Source organism: Pseudarthrobacter sp. L1SW, from assembly GCF_020809045.1.
Taxonomy (GTDB): domain Bacteria; phylum Actinomycetota; class Actinomycetes; order Actinomycetales; family Micrococcaceae; genus Arthrobacter.
The window spans coordinates 3,650,649-3,665,584 of the sequence record NZ_CP078079.1 but is presented as its reverse complement, the minus strand read 5'-3'; the positions used below and the strand labels follow the sequence as shown (position 1 = coordinate 3,665,584).

Sequence of the window (14,936 nt, the reverse complement as noted above, 5' to 3'; positions counted from 1 at the left end):
TGCCCTGGCGGCCTGGCCGCTAGGGCAGCACGCTTGCGTTGATCACATTGCCGCCCGGGGCGGTCACATAGCAGTCAACCCTGCGGTCGCCGGACTCCCAGCTGGTGGTGCTGGGAAAGCTGCGCTCGTAGTTCAGGTCGTAGTCGTTGGCGGCCGGGCCCAGCCTGGCCGCCTGGCACGCTTCCAGTGCCTTGGCCTTCAGCGCCTCGGCGCCCGGGTAGGACCCTCCCTCCGGGTAGCGGAACAATGCCACGAGCTGGGCGGAATGTCCGGTATCGCAGGGCACCACGGTGGAGGACAGGGACTCGGGGTCGAAGTCCTTGAAGCAGTCGCCCAGAGCGTAATCGGCGGGCGGGACCCCTTCACGGGGGAGCGGCAACGGTGTTGCAGGCGGCGTGACAGCGGTTTCCAGCACGCCGGGAACCGGGCCCCGTGAAGTGCCCGTATCCGGGTTGGAGTCCAGCCACAGGGCAAGCCACACCAGCGAGCCGATTACGGCCAGCAGCACGGCCACAAAAAACGCTATCCACAGGGTCCGCCGCTTCACCGGGCCGGGCCCCGGCGCATGGCCGTCCTGCGGTTCTATGTGCGGGTGGAGGACCGGCTGGGCTGCGGGGGCAGGCACGCGCGGCAGCCCGGCCGTGGGAGGCGAGGAGGGCCTGGGCGGGACGTCCTGGTTGTTCACGGGGATGGATCCTCCTGCGTTCTCTCCGCGGCGGGCAGCCGGTCTGCGGCCTGTATCAGCAGTTGTCCAAGTGACTCTACCGAAGAAAAAAGCCGGAAACCCGCGGGTTGGGGCCGCGGATGGTAACCCAAACCACGTCCGGGGGGCGTGCGTGGCAAGCGGGGGCAGTCGAAAGCATGTAATCTAGGTGTACGACAAATTGACCAAACATTCCGGGGCCTCACCGATAGCCAAGGTGACCACCTCCGGTCCAAGTACAAAAGGGGGTCACGCCATGGGGCGCGGCCGTCAAAAGGCAAAAGCTACCAAGCAGGCTCGGGATATCAAGTACTACTCCCCGAACACTGACTATTCGGCACTTCAGCGTGAGCTGACGGGTCCTAGCAGTCGTGCCACGAGCCATTACGCGAATGAGCCGGTTGAGCCGGACTATTCGGCTTATGTGGATAAGTACGCGGATGATTTGGAAGAAGACGACGACGAGGTAGATACCCGTCGGATCGGCTAGTTGTCGCAAGGTGCTGTTGCCGTTACCGGGCAGCCCTGTGACGCCGCAGCACTAACGGATCCATAGCGGATCTTGGTCCCCGGACCGGTGCGGCGCTTCTTTTTCGGCACCTGGATCCTCACGGGCCCCAGGTGCTGACTTCAGTTATTGGGCCCGCTGCCCGCACCTCACCGGTGCAGGCGGCGGGCTTTCTGCTGCCCTCCGCCGGCCAGTCCCACGGCCAGGACGGACGCCAGGACCAGGGCGGATGCGGGCGCCAGGACCACCCACGGCGCGCGCTCAACATAGCCCATCCCTTCGGCCAGGACGAGTCCCCACTCCGGCGAGGGCTGCTGCGGGCCCAGCCCCAGGAACCCGAGGGCCGCGAGGGCGAGTGCGGTTCCCGGCAGCCGGAGCATCGCATGGCGCAGCAGCGGGGCGGCCACCGCCGGAAGGACATAGCGAAGCATGATGCGCGACCTGCCCACCCCGAGCACCGGCAGGATCCGCACATAGGGCTGGGCCCTTGCTTCTTGGGCCAGAGCCGCCGTATGCGCGGCCAGGGGTGCCCAGCTCACGGCGGCCACGGCGAGGGCCGCGCCGTGGGCCGAGGGGCCGGTGAGCGCCGCAACAACCAGGCCGGCCAGGATGGGCGGTGCCGCGTTGGTTACCTCCAGCGGCCCCGTGGCGGCAAGCGGGAAGAGTCCGACGGCGATTCCCACGGCGAGGCAGGCCAGCACCACTACCAGCGCTGTCCCCAGTGTCCCCACGGCCCCGTGCCCCACCCGCGCCAGGAGGTCCCGGCCGCTGGCGTCGGCACCGAACGGAAGCGCCCAGGTGGGCGGGGCCAGCCGGGCGTGCGCGGAGGTGAAGGGGTCGCGGAGCAGCCCTGCCCCGACGACCAGGAGCAGGGCCAGTCCGGCGGCCGCCGGTACGGCCAACTGCCGGCGGTTCCCCGGCCGCAGCGGCTCAGGAAGCGGAACCGTTCCGAAGCGGACCGCAGGCCCGATCAGCAGGTGCCGCACCGCCGTCGTCAGCGTCCCAACCAGCAGGGCGAACCCCATCAGGGCCAGCATGCCCGCCTGCAGCGTAGGGATGTCCTGCGCGCTGGCGGCGCCCAGCAGCGCCCGGCCGAGCCCGGGGATGGCGTACGTCTTTTCCACTGCCACTGCGCCGCCGGTCAGCCCCACCAGGACCAGGCCGGTCTGCGGCAGTACGGCGGGAAGCGCACGGCGGAGCACCGCAGCAGTCAGCCGTGCAGGTCCAGCCCCTGCCATCCGCCACGTGGCCACCCACTTCTCCGCGAACGCTGCCCGGATGGCGTCGGAGGCCAGCAGCCCCATCAGCCCGCCTGCCGGAAGCCCAAGCGAAAGGGCCGGCAGGACGGCATGCTCCGGACCCTGCCAGCCGAAGGGCGGAAACCACCGCAGCCAGATGGCGCCCACCACCAGCAACACGGCGGCCAGGAGGAATTCCGGCAGGGACGTCAGCGCAGCGGACAGGGCGCCCGACGCCGGCCTGCGCCGCCCCTGCAGCCCGTCCCACACCGCCGGCACGCATGCCAGGAGCGCAACGAACGCCGCCGAACCTACCGCGAACCCCATCAGGGTCACCGAGACGCCCAGCGCGGCCGCAATCCCGGGTCCCACGGCTGTGTTGCTGATCCAGGACGTGCCGAGGTCCCCGGCGAAGATCCCCTGGGCCCAGGACAGGAGCATGGCCGCCGGCCCCTGCTCCAGGCCGAGCTCTGCGCGGATGGCGGCGAGTGCCTCCGGTGTGGGTTCCCGGTCCGAGTACCTGGCCCGCAGGACGGTGTATTCGGCGCCGCGGCCCGAAAGCCACGGCATCATTCCGATCAGCATTACCAGGGCCAGCAGAGCGAGGACCCGCGACGCGGTGGTTTTCGCTGAAGCCGATACGCCGGACATCAGCGTGCGCCGCCCGTAATCCCAGTCCTGCTGGTCATCAGTGCACGCTCGCGCGGATCCCGCTCCACCCCGCGAACCCGGGCAGATTCGCCCTGGATGACGCGTTCGTGGAGCAGCGGAATGGCGGCGTCCCGGGCCAGGATGAGGCTTTCTGCGGCGGCAATGGCGGCGCGGCGTTCCGGGCCGGCAGGAATGGCCGCGGCTTTGGCCAGGGCTGCGTCCACCCGGGGATCGCAGAACTGGGAGATGTTGAAGGACCCGGCGCACGAGAAATCGCTGTACAGGTAAGCCACCGGGTCACCGGAATCCAGGACGGTGGCGCGCGAGAGGATGAAGGCATCAAACTTCCCCGCCAGCGCGTCCGCCTCGATGTGCTGGTACTCCCGGACGTCCTGTTCCACGGTAAAGCCGGCGGCTTCCAGCTGCTGTTCCAGCTGGACCGCCACCTCCGGCAACTCAGCGCGGTCCGTGAAGGTGCCGAGCCGGATGGTTGTTCCCTTCACCGCCGCGGCCGCCGCCCGGGTGGCCAGGGCTGCCGCGTACTCCCCGCTTTCCCGCTGCTCCGCCGCCCACGGGAGTGCCGGGCCCAGCAACCCGGCGGCTTTGTCTGCCCGGCCTTCATAGACCCGGTCCACGATGGTGCCGGCGTCGATTGCGGCACGGGCTGCGGCACGGACGGCCGGGTCCGCGAAGGCGCCCTCTGCCGTGTTCAGGTACAGGGTGTTGGTCCGCGGCATGGGCACTTCGTGGACCAGTTCGGGGTCGATCTGGGCCACCTGGCCCACCGGAATGGCTTCCACAACATCCGCGTCCCCGGTCCGGAGGGCTGCTGCCCGCGCAGTGCCGTCCGGAACGAACTGGACGTCCACGCCCCCGGCTTCCGCCGGCCCGCCCCAGTACGCATCGAAGCGGTCCAGCCGGGCCGAGCTGGTGCCCTCCACCGAAACCAGGCGGTAGGGCCCGGTACCCGCATTCACGGGACTGACCACGCCGCCTTCCTTGTACGCCGAGGCTGCGAGGATGGCCAGTTGGGGGCTGGAGAGGCGCTGGGGCAGGAGCGGATCGGGCGTGGCCGTGGTGATGATGACTGATCCCACGCCTTCCGCCCGGGCGGTGAGTTCCACGCCGTCCAGGATCCGGGGCTTCGGGCTGGCCTGCGCCGCGGCAGTCAGGGATGCAGCGACTTCCACCGGGGTCATGGCTGTTCCATCGTGGAACTCCACGTTGTCCCGGATTGCGAAACGCCAGGAGGTCTGGTCCAACTGCTGCCACCCGGTTGCCAGGGCCGGCTGCGCCTCGCCGAGCTCGTCCAGTTCCACCAGGGTTTCTGCTGTCTTCCACCGGGAAAGCTTGAAGGCGTCATCGCTGAGGGGCGACAGTCCCGAGCGCGGCGGCTGGAGCATTGCCAGTTTGATGCGGTCCCCGCCGTCGCCGCTGTCCGCAGCTTGCCCGCCGGCGAAACACCCGGTGAGGCTGATCGTAAGGAGGAGGGCTGAGAGCGTCATGACGCCGGTTTCCAGTCGCATTTTGGGCACGTTGATTACCTGTTTCGATGTGTGATGTGGGTTGGCCAAGGCTCTGGCCCGGTTTTAAGTGCTAGGGAGCAGGGCGCGCGGGTGGCAGGAGCTTGGAAAGTCCGACGGCGGGAATCACCGTGAGTGCCGCCATCACCACCCAGGGCCAGGCGGCGGCGGGGCCGGGCTGGGTGGCCCCTGAGTAGAGCGGTCCCAGGACGACGTTGCCCAGCAGCACCGCGCACCCGCCCATGCTCGCCAGGAGTCCGTAGTAGATGCCGGACCGGCGGCCCAAGGCAAAGTCGAGGACCAGCGGCATGGCCACCGGACCGACGCACATGTGCCCCAGGCAGAGCCCCGCCACCAGCAGCAGTGCCGGCAGGAGCTGGAGTGTGCCGGTGGCAGGGAACTGGACGAGCAGGGCCATTCCGGCGAAGGCGAGGCCCTTGAGGGTGAAGCCGGCGGTGAGCGCGTGTCCCGGGCCTATCCGGCCGGTCAGCCGGGAGATGGGCAGCTGCAGCGCAATGGTCAGGACCGAGGCTGCGGCGAAGAGCCCGGCCAGCGCGCCGGCCCCCGCCCCGCTCCTGGTTAGTTCGATGGGGAGGCCGAAATAGAGCTGGTTGTACGCCAGGAGGTTGACGCTGTACAGGGCCGCGAAGGCCACAAACCGCCTCTCCCGCAGCATCGCCGCAATCCCTTCACCGCGAGGTGCGGCGGGCCGGATACCCGCAGGTGGGCCGCGCACGGTGTCCGGCGCCTCGGCGGGCACGCTGCGCCACAGCACCACGGTGATCACCGCAAACACCGCTGCCCCCGCCACGGCTGCCCAGCTGAAGGAAACGTCCAGCAGGAGGGCGCCCAGCAGGGGCCCGGCCACCGCACCGATCTCTCCGCAGATGGCGAGGAGCGCAAAAAGTCCCGCGGCCTTCCCGCGGGTGTTCCGCCGTCGTTCTTCCGCCTTGCCCACCAAGGACTCCAGCGCCGGCGAGAACAGCGCACCACCCATGCCTGTGAGGACCGCGCCCAGGAGGAACAGCGGAAAGCTGCCGGCCAGGGCCAGGGTGAGGTAGCCGGAAATGCGCACGAGGCAGCCCACCAGCATGGCCCGCCGCGGCCCCCACCTGTCCGTGATCATCCCGCCCGCCAGGAACAGCCCCTGCTGGCTGAAGACCCTGGCTCCCAGGACAACACCCACGGCCGTGGCGGTCATGCCGAAGTCCTGGGTCATGACCAGGGCCAGGAACGGCACCACGGCATAGAAGCCGATGTTGAAAACAAGCTGGCTTGCCAGGAGCAGGCGGGGTGCCGGGCGCGGCGTTGTTGCTGTCCGTTCTGCACCGCTGAGGGCCGTCACAGAGCGGCCGCCGGGACGGCGTAGGGGAGTTGGGTGCCGGCTGAAGCCTCCACGAGCGCGACGGCGGCCGGGCTGGCGGGACTCGACAGCACCTGGTCGGTGGGCGCGTGCTCCACGATCCGGCCGCGTGAAAGGACGGCCGTGGTGCCGCACATCCTCGCGGCCGTGGCGAGGCAGTGGGTCACCAGGAGTAGGCCCAGTCCCTCGTCCCGCACCAGGCGGTCCAGCAGCAAGAGGACATTGTCCCGCAGGGGGAGGTCCAGGCCGCTGACGGGCTCGTCTGCCAGCAGGTAGGCCGGCTGCAGCACCAGCGCGCGGGCGGTGGCCACCCGTTGGTTCTGGCCGCCGGATAGCTCGCCGGGGCGGCGTTCCATCAGGGCAGCGGACATCTCGACGCGTTCCAGCGCCCGGACCGCCAGCTGGCCATGGTTTCCCGGTGCCCGGAGCTGCCGCAGCGGCTCCTTCAACAGTTGCGCAACAGTCATGCGGGGGTCGAGGCTACCGGCCGGGTTCTGCGGGATGTACTGAACTGCCTTGCGGTACCAGCGCAGCGACTTTACGGGCCCGGGCCTTACCGCCCGGGCGCCGAGTGTGACCGTGCCGGCGTCGGGCTTTGCCAGTGCCAGCAGGATCCGCACCAGGGTGGACTTGCCGGAGCCGGAGCTCCCCACCAAGGCAGTGCTGGTGCCCGGGGAAATCTGCAGGCTGACGTTGTGCAGTGTTCCTGCGGGCCGGCCCTTGCGGAAACCGGGCCTGGTGTAGCCGAAGGAGATGCCGTCGGCGGTGAGCGGTTCCATCACGCGGCAGCGGCCGTCCGTGCAGCGGCCAGGGGCTGTGCCGCGCGGGCGGCTGCCTGGACCAGGCGGCGCGTGTAGGGGTGCTGCGGGCTCTCGAACAACTCGGCCATGGGTGCCTGCTCCACGATCCGTCCCGCTTCCATCACAATGGCCCGGGTGCACAGCGCGGCGGCTGCAGTGAGGTCGTGGGTAATGAAGACTAGGCTGCGGCCCCCGGTGCCCCATGCACGGAGGGTCGCGAGTACGTTCAGCTGGCTGACGGCGTCAAGGGCGGTGGTGGGTTCGTCGGCCACCAGGACGGAACTGCCGCAGGCCAGGGCCAGGGCGATGCAGACGCGCTGCAGCTGTCCGCCGGACAACTGGCCTGTATAACGCGGAAGAACTTGGTCGGGGTCCTCGATGCCTGCCCGTGCCAGCAGCCGGGCCGCTTCAGCCGTTGCTTCTGCGCGGTTGGACCCCTTGGCGAGCAACGGGATGGCAAGCTGCTTGCCGACGGGAACAAGCGGGTTGAGGGCTGTTGCCGGGTCTTGGCTGATGAAGGCTGCCTTGCCCGGCACTGGTCCCGCCGGATAGGAGATCGTCCCACTGGCAGTGATGCCCTCGGGAAGCGAGCCAGCCAGCGCCGACGCCGTGAGGGACTTGCCCGACCCCGAGGCTCCCAGCAGGGCAACGCACTCACCAGCCCCTATTGAAAAGGTCAGGGGATGCACCAGTTGCCCGGTGCCGCTGGAGAGGGCAAGGTCTGTCACGGACAGGGCGGACGGAGGCATGGAAACGTCGATTCTTGGGCGGATCACTAAGGGTCGAGACACATGCTATCAAGAATCATTATCATTTGTTGCGATGCGTAAACGAAAATCCCCGGCCAGGGCGGCCAGGGATTTTCGGTGAGGGTGGTCGCGGACGACGGCCCTCGCAATGTGCGTATTACTTGTTATTTACAAGCTTCACGGCGCCCGCGTCCGTCTTGCAGACAACTTCCTTCTTGCCTGTAGCGTCAACCTGTTGGGCGAGAACCAGGACATCTGCGTCAACAAGTGCGCAGACCGTGGCCGCCACGGATGCCGCAACGTTTAGGTCGACGGCATCCCGAACGGTGACGTCGCCGACCGTCACGTTGACCAAACCGTCATTAATAGTGGTGTTGTCCTTCGCCTGGGAGGGTCCGGCGACTGAACCGAGCAGGAATAGGGTTCCGGCGGCTACTGCGGCTGCTTTTTTGAATACTGACATTTTTCGCTCCCTTGATTTGAGCTTGATCCCGGCCTCAGGGAGCCCGTGGTACGACTCGTGGGCTGAATCAGGCCGCGCTGTATTGCGCAGGGAACAAGCGTCTCTGTGGTTGCATTCGTGGTTCCGCGAATGTGCGGTGAAAGACAGTCCATCCGATCCGCGTGAAGAAATCTCGGCTCGGGTTTGGGCCCAAATACTAAGCCCCGGAAGAAGCGTCCCCCAGCATCTCCTGGCCACCTTCCATGCTTCGACCCTAAAGCTAAGTATGCTTAGCAGTCAAGGGAAACGAGTGTTCTGGATCACATTCTTTATTGCATGGCATCCTTGGACATTAGGTCCTTTGGAAGCAATCGAGTGCTCCGTACCTGTCGTTCTGATGGGTCAAAACGGCGGGTACGGAGCACTCGATAGGGTTTTGGTGTAGGCGTTGACCGGCCGGACGGCCCGTCGTCCAGAGCCTGACGCCGTGTACGTCATCGGGGCGGGACTGGTGCCCGCATGTAGTCCGGGCTGGATTGGAGGATGGATCCAGGGGTTGGCTGTTGGGCACAAAAGAGCCCCAGCCGGTGGCTGGGGCTCTTTGCGTGGATCCGGATTGGGGACGGTGCGCTGGGCGCGTTGTGGATTGTCCCTCAATCCAGTCCGCTGAACTGCTAGTTATTCACGATGCGAACCGGGCCGGTGGCGGTATCGCAGACGGTCTGCTCGGTGCCGGTGGCGTCTACTGCTTCACCAAGCACTGCGATCGATCCGATGTCAGCGACGTCGCAAAGGGTCGCTGCGACGCTGGCGGCCACGTTGACGTCAACAGCATCCTTGACGGTGACGTCGCCGACCGTGACGTTGACGAGGCCATCATTCAGGGTGTTGTTGTTTGCTGCCTGCGAAGGTCCGGCAACGGCGCCCAGCAGGAACAGGCTTCCAGCGGCTGCGGCGGTGGCTTTCTTAAGAACTGACATGGTTTTTGCTCCCTTGGATATTGGCCTGGCGCCCTATCGGGCAGTCCGGAATGAGTACTCCGACTGGCTGCTACCGTGCTGGTGCGCGGCGCAAGTACCTGGCGTGTCTGTGGTTGCTTCTTCTGGCTTCCGCCGGATCGGCGGGGAAGGCGGACCAACTGTGCGGGCGCCCAAGCGCCGGTTGTTCGGGCTGGGCATCAGGCCTTCGGAAGGCCCCGCGTTGATCATCTGTATTGCGCTTCCAATTAACAGCCTAAAGCTAAGCATGCTTAGTAGTCAAGGGAACTGAGTGTTCTACCTCGGATTTCCGGTTCTGGCGGCATTCCAGGGGCACCGGTTAAAAGCAATCGAGTGCCCCGTACCTGCCGTTCTGATGGGTCAAAACGGCAGGTACGGAGCACTCGCTAAGGGTTTAAGCGTATGCGTTCACCAGGCGGACAGCGCCGCCGTCAACGCCCTTGGCGCCCTGCACGTAATCGGGGCCGGACTTGAGGATGGAATCCGAATCCTCGGTGACGGTGCCCATGATCCAGGACGGCAGGCCGCGGTCGTTCAAGCGTGAAACTGCGGCGTCGGCGGCATCGGCGGAGACGATGGCCACCATGCCCACGCCCAGGTTCAGGGTGCGCTCAAGGTCTGCCAGCGGCACGTTGCCCAGTTCGGACACCAGCTTGAAGATGGCCGGCAGTTCCCAGGTGTTCCGGTCCACGGTAGCCACCAGGCCCTGGGGGAGGACGCGTGCCAGGTTGGCGGCGAGGCCCCCGCCGGTGACGTGGCTGAAGCCGTGCACGGCGGACGTCCCGGTGACGGGGAAGGCGCGGGCAAGGTCCAGGCAGTCCGCGGCGTACACCCGGGTGGGCTCGAGGAGCTCCTCGCCCAGCGTGCGGCCCAGTTCTGAGACCTGGCGGTCCAGTGCCCAACCGGCGTGGTTGATCACGCGGCGGACCAGGGAGTAGCCGTTGGAGTGCAGGCCGGAGGAGGCCATGCCGATTACAACGTCGCCTGCGCGGACCCGGTCCGGTCCCAGGAGCTGGTCGGCTTCAACCACGCCGGTGGCTGCCCCGGCGACGTCGTACTCGTGCTCGCCCAGGAGGCCGGGGTGCTCGGCGGTCTCGCCGCCCACCAGTGCTGTCCCGGCCACGGAACAGGCTGCAGCGATGCCGCGGACGATATCGGCGATGCGCTCAGGCACTACTTTTCCGCAGGCGATGTAGTCGGTCATGTACAGCGGCTCCGCGCCGACCACAACGATGTCATCAACCACCATGCCCACCAGGTCGAACCCGATGGTGTCGTGGATGTCCATGGCCTGTGCGATGGCAACCTTGGTGCCCACGCCGTCGGTGGACGTGGCCAGCAGCGGCCTCTTGTAGGTCAGGAGCCTGGAGACGTCATAGAGGCCGGCGAACCCGCCCACCCCGCCAATCACCGAGGAGTTGTGGGTGGCCTTGACGGCACCCTTCATCAGCTCGACGGCGCGGTCCCCGGCTTCAACGTCGACGCCGGCAGAGGCGTAGGTGATGCCGGCTGCGTTACCGGGGGTGTTGCCAGGGGCAGGAGCAGCGGAAGTCATACGGACTCTTTCTTGTCAGCGTCGGGGGTGGTGACTGCCTGATGAATCTCCGGCACGAGATCGGCGTCGGTCAGCAGGTTTTCAAACTCGGAGTCCGGTCCGGGATCGCACCCGGTGGCTCCGGACTTCTCCGCCGGATCCTCCTCGGAATCGACGGAAAGGGCCGCTGTTGCGCCCGGAAGGGCCGACGGCGAGGGCTTCAGTCCGCCGAGGTCCTTGCGTTCCAGCAGGTTCTTGCCCAGCTTGTCCGAGCCCGGAAGTTCGATGGGGTACTTGCCTGTGAAGCAGGCGGTGCAGAGCCGTTCCCGCGGCTGCCGGGTGGCGCCGATCATCCCGTCCTCGGAGATGTAGGCCAGGGAGTCCGCGCCGATGGCCTGCGAGATTTCGTCGATGGTGGCGCCGTTGGCGATCAGCTCGGCCCGGGAGGCGAAGTCGATGCCGTAGAAGCAGGGCCACTGTACGGGCGGGGAGGAGATCTTGACGTGGACGGCGGCTGCCCCGGCCTCCCGGAGCATGCGGACAATGGCGCGCTGGGTGTTGCCGCGGACGATGGAGTCATCCACCACCACAACGCGCTTGCCGCGGATCACGGATTCGAGGGCGTTGAGCTTCAGCCGGATACCCAGCTGGCGGAGGGTCTGGGACGGCTGGATGAAGGTGCGGCCCACGTAGGAGTTCTTGACGAAGCCATGGGCAAAGGGAATGCCGGATTCCTCGGCGTAGCCCACGGCTGCCGGCGTGCCGGACTCCGGGACAGGGATGACGATGTCCGCCACCTGCGTGTTCTCGCGGGCAAGCTGGCGGCCCATCTCCACGCGGGACTCATACACGGAACGGCCGGCGATGGCGGCGTCCGGACGCGCAAGGTAGACGTATTCGAAAACGCAACCGGCCGGCGTCGGCTCCGCAAAACGCTGCGACCGTACGCCCTGCTCGTCAATGGCGATGAATTCGCCCGGCTCGATTTCGCGGATGAAGCTGGCGCCCACGGTGGCGAGGCCGGACTGCTCGGAAGCGACCACCCAGCCGCGCTCCAGCCGGCCAAGGACCAGCGGGCGGATGCCGTAGGTGTCCCTGGCGGCATACAGCGTGCCTTCATCCATGAAGACGAAGCAGAAGCCGCCCTTGATCTTGGGCAGGAGCTCGATGGCGGTCTCTTCGAGGCTCTTGCCCGGTTCACCCTCCAGCAGCGCGGTGACCAGGGCGGTGTCCGAGGTGTTGCCCTGCTTCATTTCGCCGGTGAGCTGGTCGCCGTGGCGCTCCTGGATCATGGCGTTGAGCTCGGCCGTGTTGGTCAGGTTGCCGTTGTGTGCCAAGGCGACGGTGCCGGTGCTCGTGGCCCCGAGGGTGGGCTGCGCGTTGGCCCAGTGGCTCGCGCCGGTGGTGGAGTAGCGGCAGTGTCCTACCGCCAGGTGCCCGGTCAGGGTGTTCAGCGTGGTCTCGTCGAAGACCTGGGAGACGAGTCCCATGTCCTTGTAGACGTTGATCCGCTTGCCGTCGCTGGTGGCAATACCAGCCGACTCCTGACCGCGGTGCTGCAGTGCATACAGCCCGTAATAGGTAAGTTTTGCTACTTCTTCACCTGGTGCCCAGACTCCGAAGACGCCACAAGCGTCCTGCGGGCCTTTTTCGCCAGGGAGAAGATCATGGGAAAGTTTTCCATCGCCGCGTGCCACTGGTCGATTATCTCACGACATGGGGTAGGACTTTTCCGGCAGCCCGTTTGTGACCCGGGCCCGTTGCACCGGGCCTACGGCTGGGGATCTGTGTCCGGCTCGGAGTCCGGCACGGCTTCCACCACGGCCCGCTCCTGCCGCCTGACGCTGCGGCGGTCCAGGACCAGTGCCAGCACCGCGCCGAGGATGGCGCCACCGCCGGCGAACAGGACCATAAAGAACCCGAAGACGGCGCCGGCGTCGAAGCTGGGGTTCGCCGGAACAGCGTAGGCCGCCACCGCTGCGGCCCCGATGCCCACCAGTGCGCCGAGGATGAGGAACGGCACATACTTGGGCGCACGGCGGACCGTAACTTCGCGCCGCTCGGCGGGGGGTTGTTCAGAAGGCATGCTTCAAGCCTACATTTTTCGCGGCCCTCAGCTGCCGCGGTAGGTGGAGTAGGCGAACGGGCTCAGGAGGAGGGGGATGTGGTAGTGCTCCGGCCCGGTCACCTCGAACACCAGGTCAACCTCGGGGAAGAACGTGGCTGTCTGCAGGCCCGCGTAGTAGTCGCCGGTGGCGAAGTTGAGTTTGTAGTGCCCGGCCTCCAGCCGTTCCGGTCCTAGGTCTTTGGCGCGGCCGTCGGTGTCGGTGGTGGAATCTGCAACGTGGCGCCAGGTGCCGCCATCATTCCGGTAAAGGACGACGGCGACTCCCGCCGCCGGGCGTCCGGCGCCGGTGTCGAGGATGTGCGTAGTGATGTGCGAGACGCTCATTCGGTGATCAGTCCTTCAAGCCGGAGTACGGCGATTTCGCGCAGCTGCTGGGCCACGATGGTGTCTTCTTCGGCCGGGGAGTTCGCCAGCCGTTCGTTCAGGGCCTGCAGGATTTCCGGAGCGGTGCGGCCGGCGGCCCGGATGAGGAAAACCCGCCCGAACTTCTCCTCATAATCCCTGTTGCCGCGGGCCAGGGCTTCGGCGATGGCGGTGTCCGCAGGATCTACCCCGGCCTGCTCGGAACGGGACATGGACGCTTCGGTGCTGGCCGCCGTCGGACGTTCCCCGATGCGCGGATGGTGCGCCATGGCGGCCTCAACCTCAGTAGGGGTGAAGGGGCTGGCTGCCTGCGACGCGTAAGCGAGCAGGGCGTCCTTGCTGGTGAACGGGCGGCTGGCCGTGATGGCATCCACCCATCGTGTGACGTCGATGCAGGGCCTCAAGGTTTCCGCGGCCCGCCCGGGGTCCGCGCTGTTGAATTCGGCAAGCTTCATGCTGGCTGGTTCCTAGGTGCGATCTGCTGGCATCCATGGCGACGGCTATGCGGAGGCCGGCCTTTCCGGCGCCGGCAACAGCAGGACTGCTACGCGGATTCCGCATCATGGAACTGTTATTTCAGCATACGTAATATTGAAAAGCAGTCAGGCTGTGGTGTCAAGAGACTACAACAGATGCCGCGTTACCCGATCTTGCGGAAATCCTTAGGCCGGCTTGCCTGGACGTTGAGGTGCGCGCGGGACACTCGAAGACAGGCAGCAGCTTCCACGGACGAGGGTCAAAGACGACCCGCCGGGAAGCTGAACGGCTCGGAGAAGGTGCAGCCCATGCGACAAATCAACATCAAAGACCAGGCGGTCACTGCCCTGGCCTGCGCGGCCCTGGATGCGGCCCTTGTCAAGGGCCGGGCGTTACTGCGCGTCTACTTTCACAGGCGGAAGGTGCGCGCTGCCGCCAGTGCGCTGGCCGAGGCCTTGGCGGAATCGCGGGAGGTCTGGAGCTGGCCGGGGGACAGGCTTCCGTTAGGCGCCGAAATGTCCCAGCAGGTGGAGAAGCTGACCCGCCGCCTCAAGCTGGAAACCGAAGCGCACCACAGGTTGGAAGCGCTTTTCAGGACTGCGGACTGGAGCCGTTCCGTAGCGGCGCTTTAAGTGCCACACTTATGAGCAATCGAGTGGCTGGGGGTTTTACCAAGTCAGGAGATTGCGATGAGTTGGTTTACAGGGTGGGCGTACCTTATTGCTGGCCTCATGACTGCCGACGCGCTGCTCCTGGCGCTGTGGGCAATTGATGAGGGCTGGCCGGGTAGCTGGTGGAAGAAGCCCTGACGCCTTTCAGCCCTGGGCCCCCTAAGGTCTGGGCGTCTTCAGCGCGGCTGCAACTCAAGTCGCATCAGCACCCGCGGGAAGCCATTCAGGACTGACTCCGTGTCCGCGGCCTTGCTGAAACCCGCGTCCTCGAACAGTTTCCGGGTGCCCACATAGGCCATGGTGAGGTCCACTTTCCTGCCGCCGTTATCCACCGGATAGCCCTCTACGGCCGGTGCGCCATAGCTCCGGGCCAGGTCCACGGCGCCAGCCAGCAAATGGTGCGAAATGCCCCTGCCGCGGTATCCCGGCCGCACCCTGATACACCAGACGGACCACACGTCCAGGCTGTCCACGTGCGGGATCTTCCGGTTGCCGGCGAAACTCGTGTCCGCACGCGGGTGGACCGCTGCCCACCCAACTGGCTCATCGCCGTCGTACGCTAAAACCCCTGGCGGAGGATCCTCCGCCACCAACTGCCTGACCAGGTCCCCGCGCTCGGTCCCGCGCAGGGCCTGGTTCAGCCTGGACGGGACGCGGTAGCTCAGGCACCAGCACACGTTCGCGTCCGGCCGCTTTGGCCCCAGCACGGTTTTGACGTCCTCGAACGTTGTTGCGGGACGGACGTGGATCGCCATGCGGCCATCCTGTCACCGGGCAGGGAGTCCGGC

At 66.8% G+C, this 14,936-nt stretch carries 16 protein-coding genes; 2 read left to right on the top strand and 14 right to left on the bottom strand.

The features are described 5' to 3' along the window. Positions 1-19 precede the first annotated feature (19 nt). The gene (locus tag KTR40_RS17020) at positions 20-685 is read right to left on the bottom strand and encodes a septum formation family protein (protein ID WP_228404484.1); all 666 of its coding nucleotides are present in this window, start codon (positions 683-685) and stop codon (positions 20-22) included. A gap of 274 nt (positions 686-959) precedes the next feature. On the opposite strand from KTR40_RS17020, the gene KTR40_RS17015 reads away from it, so the two are divergent. Then, the gene (locus tag KTR40_RS17015; RefSeq protein ID WP_009359485.1) at positions 960-1,193 is read left to right on the top strand and encodes a DUF3073 domain-containing protein; all 234 of its coding nucleotides are present in this window, start codon (positions 960-962) and stop codon (positions 1,191-1,193) included. Between the two features lie 167 nt (positions 1,194-1,360). Here the strand turns inward: KTR40_RS17015 and KTR40_RS17010 are convergent, their stop codons facing one another. From KTR40_RS17010 to uraD, 12 genes are all read right to left on the bottom strand, one after another. Next, on the bottom strand, positions 1,361-3,100 hold the full coding sequence (locus KTR40_RS17010; protein WP_228404483.1) for an ABC transporter permease subunit: 1,740 nt from the start codon (positions 3,098-3,100) through the stop codon (positions 1,361-1,363). Continuing rightward, a complete protein-coding gene (locus KTR40_RS17005) occupies positions 3,100-4,626 on the bottom strand; it encodes an ABC transporter substrate-binding protein (RefSeq protein ID WP_228404482.1) in 1,527 nt (508 codons plus the stop codon). The genes KTR40_RS17010 and KTR40_RS17005 overlap by 1 nt, the downstream gene beginning before the upstream one ends. A 70-nt stretch (positions 4,627-4,696) precedes the next feature. Beyond that, positions 4,697-5,968, bottom strand: coding sequence for an MFS transporter (locus KTR40_RS17000; RefSeq protein ID WP_228404481.1), 1,272 nt, complete (start codon positions 5,966-5,968; stop codon positions 4,697-4,699). Next, entirely contained in the window at positions 5,965-6,765 is an 801-nt protein-coding gene (locus KTR40_RS16995) for an ABC transporter ATP-binding protein (protein WP_228406183.1), read from the bottom strand. The genes KTR40_RS17000 and KTR40_RS16995 overlap by 4 nt, the downstream gene beginning before the upstream one ends. Beyond that, positions 6,765-7,535: an ATP-binding cassette domain-containing protein gene (locus tag KTR40_RS16990; protein ID WP_228404480.1), complete on the bottom strand. Its 771-nt coding sequence runs from the start codon at positions 7,533-7,535 to the stop codon at positions 6,765-6,767. Before KTR40_RS16990 ends, KTR40_RS16995 begins: the two co-directional genes overlap by 1 nt. Positions 7,536-7,692: 157 nt before the next feature. Next, positions 7,693-7,998, bottom strand: a complete 306-nt coding sequence (locus KTR40_RS16985) for a hypothetical protein (protein WP_228404479.1) — start codon at positions 7,996-7,998, stop codon at positions 7,693-7,695. Between the two features lie 653 nt (positions 7,999-8,651). Next, a complete protein-coding gene (locus tag KTR40_RS16980) occupies positions 8,652-8,957 on the bottom strand; it encodes a hypothetical protein (protein ID WP_139030666.1) in 306 nt (101 codons plus the stop codon). A 412-nt stretch (positions 8,958-9,369) separates the two neighbouring features. Continuing rightward, the gene (gene purM / locus KTR40_RS16975; RefSeq protein ID WP_139030665.1) at positions 9,370-10,530 is read right to left on the bottom strand and encodes a phosphoribosylformylglycinamidine cyclo-ligase; all 1,161 of its coding nucleotides are present in this window, start codon (positions 10,528-10,530) and stop codon (positions 9,370-9,372) included. After that, the gene (gene purF / locus KTR40_RS16970; RefSeq protein WP_139030664.1) at positions 10,527-12,206 is read right to left on the bottom strand and encodes an amidophosphoribosyltransferase; all 1,680 of its coding nucleotides are present in this window, start codon (positions 12,204-12,206) and stop codon (positions 10,527-10,529) included. The genes purM and purF overlap by 4 nt, the downstream gene beginning before the upstream one ends. A 74-nt stretch (positions 12,207-12,280) precedes the next feature. Next, positions 12,281-12,595, bottom strand: coding sequence for a hypothetical protein (locus KTR40_RS16965; protein ID WP_228404478.1), 315 nt, complete (start codon positions 12,593-12,595; stop codon positions 12,281-12,283). A gap of 27 nt (positions 12,596-12,622) precedes the next feature. After that, the gene (uraH, locus tag KTR40_RS16960; RefSeq protein ID WP_139030662.1) at positions 12,623-12,961 is read right to left on the bottom strand and encodes a hydroxyisourate hydrolase; all 339 of its coding nucleotides are present in this window, start codon (positions 12,959-12,961) and stop codon (positions 12,623-12,625) included. After that, positions 12,958-13,455, bottom strand: coding sequence for a 2-oxo-4-hydroxy-4-carboxy-5-ureidoimidazoline decarboxylase (uraD, locus tag KTR40_RS16955; RefSeq protein ID WP_139030661.1), 498 nt, complete (start codon positions 13,453-13,455; stop codon positions 12,958-12,960). The genes uraH and uraD overlap by 4 nt, the downstream gene beginning before the upstream one ends. 330 nt (positions 13,456-13,785) lie before the next feature. Between uraD and KTR40_RS16950 the strand changes: the two genes are divergently transcribed. Beyond that, positions 13,786-14,109: a hypothetical protein gene (locus KTR40_RS16950; protein WP_228404477.1), complete on the top strand. Its 324-nt coding sequence runs from the start codon at positions 13,786-13,788 to the stop codon at positions 14,107-14,109. A 215-nt stretch (positions 14,110-14,324) separates the two neighbouring features. Here the strand turns inward: KTR40_RS16950 and KTR40_RS16945 are convergent, their stop codons facing one another. Beyond that, a complete protein-coding gene (locus tag KTR40_RS16945; RefSeq protein ID WP_139030659.1) occupies positions 14,325-14,903 on the bottom strand; it encodes a GNAT family N-acetyltransferase in 579 nt (192 codons plus the stop codon). Between the last annotated feature and the right edge of the window lie 33 nt (positions 14,904-14,936).

Excerpts from the sequence above, each read along its gene's own strand:
- KTR40_RS17015 (WP_009359485.1), top strand. The coding sequence starts at position 960 with ATGGGGCGCGGCCGTCAAAAGGCAAAAGCTACCAAGCAGGCTCGGGAT.
- KTR40_RS17010 (WP_228404483.1), bottom strand. The coding sequence starts at position 3,100 with ATGTCCGGCGTATCGGCTTCAGCGAAAACCACCGCGTCGCGGGTCCTC.
- KTR40_RS17005 (WP_228404482.1), bottom strand. The coding sequence starts at position 4,626 with ATGCGACTGGAAACCGGCGTCATGACGCTCTCAGCCCTCCTCCTTACG.
- KTR40_RS16995 (WP_228406183.1), bottom strand. The coding sequence starts at position 6,765 with ATGGAACCGCTCACCGCCGACGGCATCTCCTTCGGCTACACCAGGCCC.
- KTR40_RS16990 (WP_228404480.1), bottom strand. The coding sequence starts at position 7,535 with ATGCCTCCGTCCGCCCTGTCCGTGACAGACCTTGCCCTCTCCAGCGGC.
- KTR40_RS16985 (WP_228404479.1), bottom strand. The coding sequence starts at position 7,998 with ATGTCAGTATTCAAAAAAGCAGCCGCAGTAGCCGCCGGAACCCTATTC.
- KTR40_RS16980 (WP_139030666.1), bottom strand. The coding sequence starts at position 8,957 with ATGTCAGTTCTTAAGAAAGCCACCGCCGCAGCCGCTGGAAGCCTGTTC.
- purM (WP_139030665.1), bottom strand. The coding sequence starts at position 10,530 with ATGACTTCCGCTGCTCCTGCCCCTGGCAACACCCCCGGTAACGCAGCC.
- KTR40_RS16965 (WP_228404478.1), bottom strand. The coding sequence starts at position 12,595 with ATGCCTTCTGAACAACCCCCCGCCGAGCGGCGCGAAGTTACGGTCCGC.
- uraH (WP_139030662.1), bottom strand. The coding sequence starts at position 12,961 with ATGAGCGTCTCGCACATCACTACGCACATCCTCGACACCGGCGCCGGA.
- uraD (WP_139030661.1), bottom strand. The coding sequence starts at position 13,455 with ATGAAGCTTGCCGAATTCAACAGCGCGGACCCCGGGCGGGCCGCGGAA.
- KTR40_RS16950 (WP_228404477.1), top strand. The coding sequence starts at position 13,786 with ATGCGACAAATCAACATCAAAGACCAGGCGGTCACTGCCCTGGCCTGC.
- KTR40_RS16945 (WP_139030659.1), bottom strand. The coding sequence starts at position 14,903 with ATGGCGATCCACGTCCGTCCCGCAACAACGTTCGAGGACGTCAAAACC.